The sequence below is a fragment of the Micromonospora sp. NPDC049836 genome, assembly GCF_044465125.1.
Lineage (GTDB): Bacteria > Actinomycetota > Actinomycetes > Mycobacteriales > Micromonosporaceae > Micromonospora.
This window is the reverse complement of the sequence record NZ_JBITLH010000033.1, coordinates 1-9,954: the sequence shown is the minus strand read 5'-3', so window position 1 is coordinate 9,954 and position 9,954 is coordinate 1. Positions and strand designations below refer to the sequence as shown.

At 65.8% G+C, this 9,954-nt stretch carries 7 protein-coding genes and 2 pseudogenes; 6 read left to right on the top strand and 3 right to left on the bottom strand.

Annotated features, from left to right (window positions below):
* Together ACIBPB_RS33525 and ACIBPB_RS33520 are read left to right on the top strand one after the other, a co-directional pair.
* The coding region (locus tag ACIBPB_RS33525; protein WP_396843243.1) for an integrase core domain-containing protein at positions 1-190 on the top strand (190 nt) is incomplete at its 5' end.
* 242 nt (positions 191-432) lie between these two features.
* Positions 433-1,662 (top strand): PIN domain-containing protein, encoded by a 1,230-nt coding sequence (locus ACIBPB_RS33520; protein ID WP_396843242.1) that lies wholly within the window; start codon positions 433-435, stop codon positions 1,660-1,662.
* Positions 1,663-1,711: 49 nt separating this feature from the next.
* On the opposite strand, the pseudogene ACIBPB_RS33515 reads toward ACIBPB_RS33520, so the two are convergent.
* Positions 1,712-1,851: pseudogene (locus tag ACIBPB_RS33515) on the bottom strand (IS5/IS1182 family transposase); the annotation flags it as partial.
* A gap of 1,130 nt (positions 1,852-2,981) precedes the next feature.
* Positions 2,982-3,488 (bottom strand): annotated as a pseudogene (locus ACIBPB_RS33510) (transposase family protein); the annotation flags it as partial.
* Between ACIBPB_RS33510 and ACIBPB_RS33505 the strand changes: the two are divergent.
* From ACIBPB_RS33505 to ACIBPB_RS33490, 4 genes are all read left to right on the top strand, one after another.
* A complete protein-coding gene (locus ACIBPB_RS33505) occupies positions 3,464-3,979 on the top strand; it encodes a hypothetical protein (RefSeq protein WP_396843241.1) in 516 nt (171 codons plus the stop codon). The pseudogene ACIBPB_RS33510 and the gene ACIBPB_RS33505 overlap by 25 nt on opposite strands.
* A gap of 36 nt (positions 3,980-4,015) precedes the next feature.
* Positions 4,016-5,848: a hypothetical protein gene (locus tag ACIBPB_RS33500; RefSeq protein ID WP_396843240.1), complete on the top strand. Its 1,833-nt coding sequence runs from the start codon at positions 4,016-4,018 to the stop codon at positions 5,846-5,848.
* A gap of 850 nt (positions 5,849-6,698) precedes the next feature.
* Positions 6,699-7,382: a DUF4352 domain-containing protein gene (locus ACIBPB_RS33495; protein ID WP_396843239.1), complete on the top strand. Its 684-nt coding sequence runs from the start codon at positions 6,699-6,701 to the stop codon at positions 7,380-7,382.
* A 456-nt stretch (positions 7,383-7,838) separates the two neighbouring features.
* On the top strand, positions 7,839-9,161 hold the full coding sequence (locus ACIBPB_RS33490; RefSeq protein WP_396843238.1) for a hypothetical protein: 1,323 nt from the start codon (positions 7,839-7,841) through the stop codon (positions 9,159-9,161).
* On the opposite strand, the gene ACIBPB_RS33485 is transcribed toward ACIBPB_RS33490, so the two are convergent.
* Positions 9,093-9,305, bottom strand: coding sequence for a tyrosine-type recombinase/integrase (locus tag ACIBPB_RS33485; RefSeq protein ID WP_393052343.1), 213 nt, complete (start codon positions 9,303-9,305; stop codon positions 9,093-9,095). The two genes, ACIBPB_RS33490 and ACIBPB_RS33485, sit on opposite strands and share 69 nt — an antisense overlap.
* Positions 9,306-9,954: the final 649 nt, after the last annotated feature.

Sequence of the window (9,954 nt, the reverse complement as noted above, 5' to 3'; positions counted from 1 at the left end):
CAAGGTCGAACGCTTCCACCGCACCCTAACCGACGCCTGGGCCTTCGGCCGCTTCTACTCATCCGAAGCAGCCCGACGCAAAGCCCTACCCGCCTGGCTGCATCACTACAATCACCACCGGCCCCACACCGCAACCGGCGGCAAACCGCCCATCATCAGGTTGACCAACGTCCCTGGGCAGTACACCTAGCCCGTGGGGGCGCCGGCCTTTGGACGTCACAGAGCAGCAGGCGGGCATCTTGGCGACGATCTACCGCAAGCGCAACGTCGCGAAGCGCTGCTTCAACCAATTCAAACATGGGCGAGACTTGCTGGCCTGCGCCCACCGGGAGATGTGCTGGCCTCGCTGACGCCAAAACGATACTGCACCCGAGTTCTGAAATTTGAGAAGGTATGCCCGCACGAGTCGTACCGGCGTGGACGGAGCCACCCTTGATCATCCTCGACACCAACATCCTCTGGGGCATGAAGCCAGACAGCAGCACCGCCGACCTCCTCCGGGCGCTCAAGGCCGCCGGAGTCCGTGTCGCTGTCCCGTGGGTGGTCTTGGAGGAACTGGCCTCACACCGGGCTCTCCCGTACGTGGATGCTCACGCTAAGGCGACTTCGGCGCTCAACGAGCTGAAGGCACATGTTCCCTGGGGAGGAGTGCCCAGCCTCGGCCAGCTCGACACGGAGCGGCACCGGACACACTGGCGAAACATGTACCGGCAAATGGTCGAGGTCATCGAGCCGAGCGTGGAGGTACTGCGGACCGCGCTCTTCCGGGAGTCCAACGTCCTCGCGCCGTGCAAGCGGGTCGGCCAGAAGGGCGACAAGACTGGTTCCCGGGATGCTGCAATCTGGCTGACGGCCATCGAGTACGCACGTGACCACGAGGACGAAACGGTCTACTTCGTTAGCGAAAACACAAAGGACTTCGGCGACGGCGCGGAGTACCTGGAGCCGATGAAGAGCGACCTCGCGAGCATAGAGGGCCGCTTCTCTCACCTCACCGCGCTGGACGCCGTGGTGGAGCGCTTCGCAAAGCCGGCCGAGGTCGACCCAGAATTCCTCCCTGCGCTCCTGGCAGGCAAGGACTCAATCGAACTACTCACGGACGCGCTGTCCGAACATCTGCCGACGTTCGCTCACAAGACCGACTCGGGATGGATGAACGCAGGTCTTGCCCACACCCGACTCGGGGACGGCGAAAACGTGGGGGAAATCCTCGCCGGGTCGAGGTGGCTCTTCTCGCCCTCGCTCACCTTCGATGGTGTCTCGGACGTGACTGCCCACAGCATCGGCGGACAGGACTGGTACATGGCCACGGTCCGTTTGATCGCGTCCGGCTTGATGGCGCTGCCCGGACCAACCCTCATCCCCGCGGCGAACGCTCTGGAGGCCCGCGTACTCGTGACCCAGGACAAGACTGGCGCACGCCCGTCGGTCCTGCGATGCACGCCGCCCCGTGCACTTACGGCCGAGGAAGCCAGCCGGGTTCCGAGCGCGGAGGTCAACCAACGGCAGGAGTTGGCAGCGCGATTCCTCTCCAACGGGCTGTCAAGGCAAGCCTCCGCCGCGACATCAGAGTTTCCGCAGCCCGGCTCGCCAATCGATGTTCTCTCCACTCTGGCCGCGTGGGCCATCGCTGCCTGGGCGGTTCGGGATGGGTTGAAGTAGGGCCGTCTCTGGAATCCTTGGGATGCGACTAGGGCCTGGCCTGTGTTGATCATGAAAGCCAGATGGTGGCGACGATGAGGATGAGGCTGGTCCGGTAGAAGGATGCGTGTTGGCGTAGCGGGTGGCGAGGTCAGGCCGCTGCTTGAGCCGGTTGAAGCAGCGTTCCACGACGTTGCGTTTGCGGTAGGTCGGTGGAGCTGTCCTGGCCGGGACTGGCTGGACGGTCAGCGGTTCCGTGGCCTAGAGGCCGGTGAGGTGCGGGACTTCTTCAAGCTGATGCTGCGTGCCTACAACGCCGAGGCGGACCATGCCGCGTCGACGTACGGTTCTGGATGCCGTCGTGCGGCGCCGGTGTGGATCCCGGGAGTTGAGCCCCGAATCCCACCGGCAATCTGGTGAGCAGGGCATCGTGAGCAGTGACCTCTTCGGCGCGTCCGAGGGCGTCAGCACTCGAGGTCGTCCTGTCCTGCGCCCAGCGGCGTGCGCTTGCCATTCTCATTGTCGTTGACTAGGTATCGATCATTTTCCAGCAAATGCCGGCCCACGGCGGAGGTTCAGCTGCCCGGCCGCTCGACAAGCCCGACATGCCTGAAGGCGTCCCACAGTTGCGGATCCTGAATGGTGTGGCCGCGCTCCAGGCTCTTGATCTGGACGGTGGCGATTTGCGGCACGTTGTCGATGTGGAGGGTCTCCCAGCTGCGGCACTTCGCGCATCGCTGGCGGATGAGGAACGGGCGAAGTAGGTGCAGACGGCCGTCTTCGGTCGCCAGGTAGAGGCTTCCGGCTTCGAGGTCGCTAGACCCGTAGGTCCGCTCCCGTACCGGGACCAGTACGTTGTCTCCGGTCAGTTCCTCGAACTCCACTCGTGCAACCTTGCGGAGAGAGTCCCAGCGAATGCGGTTGACATAGACGAGGGGAAGATCGGCGAGGAACGACGCCCGTTGCAGGAGGGTGGTCAGGTCGGCGTGGGCTTCGGCGATGGCGTCGGGCAGGTCCTCGACCTCGACACCGCGCAGGTGCGCCTCGTCGTTTCGGCGAAGCGCCAAGGCTTGGCGTGCCGCTATCACCTCGGTGCCGGTGAAGGCGTCACGGAACTCGGTCAGATGGTCGCCGAGGTCTAGATTTCTGAACGCCCTTCCTGTAGCTACTTCTTGGAGGATCGCCGTCCAGTCCCCGAAACCGGGGCCGTTCGTGCCTCCGCGGGACAGGCGCTTGCGGAGGTCGGCGGTCGCGCCGACCCGCAGGTCGGCTTCCTCGGCGAGTGCAAGGGCGACGAGCGCGCAGTAGCAGAGCAGGACCTCGGCCGCTTCCAGGATGGCGCCGGAGGTGCGGTAGACGATGGTGTCGTTGCGGTTGCCTGGTCGTGGATCGCCGACGGCGATGACCAGGCGGGTGTTGGCGGCGATGGCGATCTGCAAGTTCGTCGAGTACCGGTAGTTCTTGCTGCGCGCGGCCAGGCCGTGGTCCAGGGTTGGCACCAGGGTGCCGTCGACGATCGCGATCTGATCGACCGGGCGTCTCCGGGCCGGGGCGAGGGCCAGCAGCGGTCCAACGGTGTCGATGACCCGGTGGGCCGCGGAGTGCGACACCCCGAACAGCGGTCCGATCTGACGCATGGTCAGGTTCGTGCGCCAGTACGCGGCCACCAGCAGCACCCGATCGGCCAGGTCAAGAGCCCACTGCCGGCCCGGCCGCCCATCAGCGATGGCGTCCCCGCCGCGCTCGGCGACCAGGCGGACCAGCCCGCGGAACTGCGCCGGCTTCAAACCGGTGAACGGAAAGATCCAGCTATCGACTTCGGGTGGCCGGCGAGGCCGGGGGAACAGCACTGGGATTGTGGGCTCGATTCCGGCTACCCGACGGCCTTCAGCCCACCATCGTCGGCCTGGTCGATCTGCGCATCGACTTCGCCGCGCTACTCGCACCCGCGCAGCCGCCGCCCGGACTCGCCGGCACACGCCTCGGCATCGACGATCTGCGTCACTTCTTCGTCGCGGCCTGGGCCACCGCGAATCACGACCTTTCGCTGGCCGTCACCACCGACTCGCCCGAGCAGAAACCCGCAGGGCCGGCCGTCACCGAGCTCCACCTGCAAGCCGAGCACGCCTACACTCCGGTCGACGGTCGCATCCAGAGCCTGCCCGACCTGCTCGACCTGAGCGCATTCGGCGAGCCAACCCGCGAGTCACTCCCCCGGATGTCCATCGCGGTTACCGCGCCGCCAGTGGCGTCAGCTCAGGTCGACGGCCTCGTCAACGACGCTCTACGGCACATGGCCGCCGGCTTCGGATTCCTGGAATTTGAACACGACGCCTGAATACGACGAGGTTAGCGCGCACCGTAATCTAGCGTTGTGGATCGCATCGACTCTGCGGCCGATCTATGGCGGCGGCTCTGCGGGCTGGGGCAACTGCGCCCGCGTGACTACGACGCGGATATCGTTCAGAGGGTTAGGACCGAGTTCGACTTGGCCCCGGGACGTGATGTCGCCCGGGGGCTCGACCGGATGGGTGTACAAGCCGAAGCCCTCGTACGCGTGCTGCTGCGCGATCTACAGCCTTTCGCGATGATGATGGCTGACCTGCTCAGCCTGTATGAGCGGATCGCCGCGACCAGCGCAACCAGCGACAGCCTGCGGATCGTGTACGAGTTCTCCGAGGGTGACCGGCTTGACGTTCTGCTGTCCGCGTTTCAGGAGCAGGTGCGGGTGACCCAGAGCAGCATCGAGTCGGTGCTGCAGCTCGAGATCACGTACGAGCAGCTATGGACTTTCCCCTTCGCGTATCACATCAGCGATGTGCCTTCAGGGTTGGAGGCGTGGGCCGCAACCTACGCCGCCGGTTTTTGGCCAGATGGTCTGCCCGCACCAGCGCCGACCGGCGACCCATCGCTCGATGCGGTGAGCGCCGAGGCGATGACCGTGCTACATGCGTACCTCGACCGTGCCCGATCGTTGGCTCCCGACCGCCCCTCGCTTTGGTTTAGCCTCTCTGACGCCCTCCCGGCTGACGCCGACCTTGTTCGAAGCAGCGACGCAGAGCACTGGCTTCCCTCGCATCTGTTCGGGCTGCATGGGGAAGTGGCGAGGGCAGCAGAGGACCCGTCGCATGGGACCTGGATCGTGGCCAGGCTACGCGAGTGGCTCGACGACCTCGATTGGCGCCCTGTAGACGTAGAGGTGCTGCGCGAGGCCGTCGAGACAATGCTTGCGTTGCCGATCTGGGGTAGGCGGCACGAGTTCTACTCGGCGTGGCTGGTGACTGAGTTTGACAAAGCACTCCCTGGACGACTGACATTCCGAGTCCGGGAGGGCGTACTGGCCTTCCCCTTCCGGGCCACTCCCGTAGCGGGCATGGACAGCGCTGCCGGTCCCGTCGAACTCTGGTCCGAACTACGGTCGCCTTACCACAGCCCGATCAGTGCCTCACGCAAGAACGGCATCCAGCCCGACTACAGGTTCCTCGCAGGCCGCGATCCGCAGCGGGAAACGCTGCTCGTGGTCGAGGCAAAACAATACCTGCGGCCGGCTGCCAAGAACCCTGGACAGGCCTTGGCCGACTACAGTGGAGGTCTGCCTAAGGCGGTCGTCATCTTGGCCGCATACGGTCCGGTAAGCCGTTCCGCCATCACGTACGTGCCCCAAAGTCGGCGGCATCGGACACATGTACAGGAATATGTGCGTCCGGGTGCTGTCGGCTGCAGCAGCTTCCGGCAGCAGATCGCGGCAGCGCTGCCGCCGCCTAAACCGAAGCTCACCGCCCCGCAAGCAACCCTCGAGCTCTCTTGGGATCCAGAAGTTCCAGATCTGGACCTTCATGCTCACATCGCCACCGGCGATGGCGAGCAGCATGTCTACCACGCGCAGAAAGTCAGCGAGTACGTGGAACTTGTGAAAGACGTGCTCGACGGCGAGGAGCCGGAGAGGATGATCATCAGACAGGGTAGGGATGGACGTCATCCGCCCGTTGATATCGAAGTTCGGGCGTACACCCCGGGCGTTGCTCTGGCCGGCGCTCGTCCATCTCTCTCCGTCCCCACCGACCGTGGACCAATCCTGGTCCGCCTGCCGGCGTCGGCACCCGCGACCGCCCGCACCTGGCTTGCGCTTTCGATCGATGTAGACGGCACCATCGTTGTGCACCACGACTTCGTACAACGTGATGAAGGCGCAAACCAGGACGGCTAGCTGCCCTTGTGAACCGATCACGATGACGGGGGCGACTGGGCCGGGAAAGCCGCTGCGATTGTTTCGACTGGTGGCCGTAGATGAAGAGTGTGCCTGAGTTGGTCGGCAAGTGTACCAATAATTGTTATTCCGTCGCCGTGGCGCCCGGTGGGCGGCCCGCACTGATCGTGTCGCCGTTGCTGGCCACCCAAGCCGACCTCTTGTTCCCAAGGGTTGGCCAGCGATGTGGACGTGCAGCGGGAGCCCAACCATGATCTTGGCTGCAGCTTCGTCTCGACGGGCTGCCGGGTCATTCGCGGCGGTCCTGGGCGGCTCGGGGTAGGGCTGGCAACAGTCAGGGCGGTGTCGGTAGACCGTGGGTCACGGCCGCGCCGGGGGCCGTACGCGCGTTTGATCTCGTGCAGGCAGGCCTGCCGCACGGCGCTCTCCCCACGCCGGGCACCACCTGGCCTGCATTGGGTCCGCCGCTCAGCAGCACCTCCACGCGCTGAAGGCCCGAAAGCCCGAGGACATCCGGTCACGGTGCCGCCGCGGAATCGGCCCGCTTGAAGACCTGGCGGCCGAGCTCGACCGAGAGGCGGAGTCCCTGGAGCGCCGGGTCGAGTCGCTGTTCGCGTGCTGCGCTCTCCGGAGGACGCCGAACGTGCCGAGTGGCTGCACGACGCGGCGCTGGATCGCGTCGTCCACGTTGACCTTTGCCTGCCGATAGCAGCGCGTGAGGTGCGACGCGGCGAGGTGCCGGACGAAACGGTCCAGCGACCCCTTTGGCAGCGAGGTGTCCGGGGGCCTGCGCCGAGCGCAAGGCGTCGGCGAGCCTGAGTTCCGGGCTGCCTCGTACGACGAAGGAGCCATGACCACCGCGGCGCAGGCCGTGTGGGCGGACCGTCAGGTGTTCCTGCAGCGTGACCTGGAGGCTTTCACTGCGACACTCACAAGGGACGGTAGGTTACGGGTCATGAAGACACGCTCACCTTCTGCCGTCGCCGCAGCAGCGGTCCTCCTTGCCGGTTGCGGCAACAGCGCCGATACACCAGCACCCCGCGGTCCAGTTTCGCAGGCCAGTTCGGCCGCGCCTGCCACGAGAACCCCGACCGCTGCGGACGGGTCGCCATCCCCGACTGAGGACCAGGGCCCGGCCCGGCTCAAGATCGGCCAGACATTCACCGGCGCTGGTTGGAAAGTAACCGTCTACTCGGCCAAATTTGACGGACAGGCCGACTCTGAGCCCGACAAGGGCAAAGTGTGGGTGCCGGCCGATGTGAAGATCTGCAACGCCACCACGGGGGAGAGCCTGCCGACCCCGAGTTGGAGCTCCTGGCAGCTCAAGACCACCGACGACTACCAACTACAGCCGGCCGACATCACTCCCAAACCGCGGCAGCCTGCCCTGCCCTACTCCGCCACAGTCCTGCCGAAAGACTGCGTTCGCGGCTGGCTCACCTTCGAGCTGGATAAGGGAAGCAGGATCAAGGAGATCCGCCTCATCGAGGACCAACTGTTCGGTCCAGGGCCGGCCATAGCGATCTGGGGCTAAGAGGCGGATGTCTCTGCAGCGAGTATGGTGCTCAACGACCTTTTGTCCCATGAGGGCAAGAGCGCGGTGCCCATGGTCTCATGCACCTATGGAGCGTTGCGCCCCGATGATCGTGCCATCTGCGGAAGATCAGCGACTCGGTGCGCCGGAGGACGAGGCCATCGGCGGCTTGCCGCTTCTGACTGAGATGTCTCCAGGGTGGATACCCCCCGCAGTCCATGGCGCGAGGACGATGGCCGGTGCCGAGGCCACCCGACAAGCTGGCCCGCGGGATAGACGGCGTCGGCGTCGGCCAGCCGGAGATTCTGTCTCCAACGTCGTCACCCTGGCTATCACCTCGACGCTCGTCCGTGCTTGCGCCGAGTCGGAGCCGGCGGCAGACTGGCGGCCGTGGTGACTGGTCCTGGGTGGTCGTCTTCAGGATCAAGGACTTACGCGGGCCGGTTTCCGCTGTCGGTGGAGCGGTTCACCATGAACGTTGTAGATCGGCTTGTCCCCGGGGTCACGACGGTTACTCTCAACGCCCGCTACTACGCGCTTCACGGCCTGATCTCCGCGGAGGCGCAGAGGCGGGGCTTGCCCCGCAGCGCGGCACAGAGCCTGTTGCGCCGGGCTGAGGTCGTCGTTGGGGCGGTGTCGGCGCGTCACTACCGCGCCGCCGGCTTCGCCCACGAGGCGCTGTCCCTACCACACGGATACGACGAGATCCTGATGCGGGCGTCCGACGGCGGCGCGGATGTGGCGGAGTTGGCCGCGCCGGGTGTCTACGCCAAGCCGAATTGGGGTTTCTGGCCGGCGTACCGGGGCTCCGAGGTTCTGCTTCGAATCGTGACCAGAGCCGGCGACATCGGTCCCGGTGACCAGATGGATACCGGCGCTGTCGCTCAGGGGCTCGGCGACGTGCTCGACCTGGTCAGCAGACGGACGCTCGACGACGCGACGCTCGACGCCTACGAGTCGCTGTGCATCTGCCATTCGGCCACCAGCGCGGACGGCGCTTGGCTCGCCAGACTGTTCGCCGCCTCGGACGCCGAGACGCCCGCGACGCGGGCCGGTGTCCGCCGGCAGACGCTGCGCATGATCGCCCGCGTCATTCAGCTGACGGAGGTCCGCCGGGTAACCCGTGACGTGTCGCGATTTCTTGTATACAAGCCGGAGGCGATGAGCGACCCGACCGGCAGGCACAGTGTCGATGGCGAGACTAGTCCAGCCGCGGGCTGCCGGATTGCCACTGTGACGAGTCACCAGGGTGCGGCAGCCATCGCTGGATGCGGCCTCGGTCAGCCCGGTGAGCCGGCTGATGGCCGCCCTCAGGGAGCAGATTGGGAGCTGCAGGATGCGGTGACGGCGCGGCAGCGACCGCGTCGCAGCCGACGGCCTGACACTGCGCAACCGGCAACCACACCGGTGCCGGCCTGCATGGCAGCAGACCGCTGCCGCCGGTCAACCGGCCGAGGGTCTCGTGCCGATTTCGGGGGAGCAGGCGGGGAGCAGATGGATGCACTGAACGGCACTGAACAGCGCCCAACCGCCCTGAACGGCATCCAACTGCACCCACCCCGACCTGCAAGTTCTCGTTTCCGCAGGTCAGAGTCGGTGCAGCGTCCTGTTTCACACCGAAGAGGTCACTGGTTCGATCCAGTATCGCCCACCATCGAAATACACAGAAGAGCCACCATCGCGAGAGGGTGGCTCTTGCTGATTCCATCGTCAGTCGTCGTTGGGCGTCAGCGGATCGTCAGCGAACGCTTCCCGGATGCGTTGATCCCTCCCGTCTGATCGGTGGGTGTAGAGGTTCAACGTGGTCGACGGCTTCTCGTGGCCCATCACGGCCTGGACGTCATTGACCGGGACTCCCCGAGACACCAACTCGGTGGCGTAGGAGTGCCTTAGGTCGTGGAAGCGCAGACCGCCCGGCGCCATCTTTGCGACTTGCGCGACGGCTTCCCGCTCGGTGTGAGCTCCGCGGATTGCTTAGTGCCCTCCAGGTTGACCCAGGTTGCGCGCCATTCAAGGCGCTCCGCGCGGCGCGGGGCGGGGCGCGGTAACCGGCTCCTGCGGAGCCGCCGCCCCGGCCGCCTACGGCGCCGAGGCGGAACGTCAGCCGGCCCGAACCCCACGCCCCGCCCCGCGCGTCACCCCTGGGTCAGTTGACGAGTCCCAAAGTACGACCAGGGCCAAACGGACACGCTCACCCGTCCCCGACGATCGGCGGCGGATGTGCGTGCGCGAGACCCTAGGCTTTCGCTGTGCCGAGTCGCTTCAACCGCCGTCGCTGGGATGAGCCACGAGGCGACAAGTTCGACGATTGGAGATACTCCGTCTGGTACTTCGAGGTTGGTGAGGATAGCTGGCCCGTTCGGCAGATTGAGGCGTACGACAACGGGCCAGTCCTCCGCGACGGGCCCGGACACGAGGAGGATCCGTACGGAGGCCTGGGGCAGGCGAGCCTGGGGCGGTTGATCGGTGGGTCGGGTTTAGAGCTCCTAACGAAATGATGTTGGGCGTGTCCTCGGGACGCGAGGATCGTTCTGTCTGAACGTGAGGAGGGGTGAGCAGCCGCCGTGGGTCG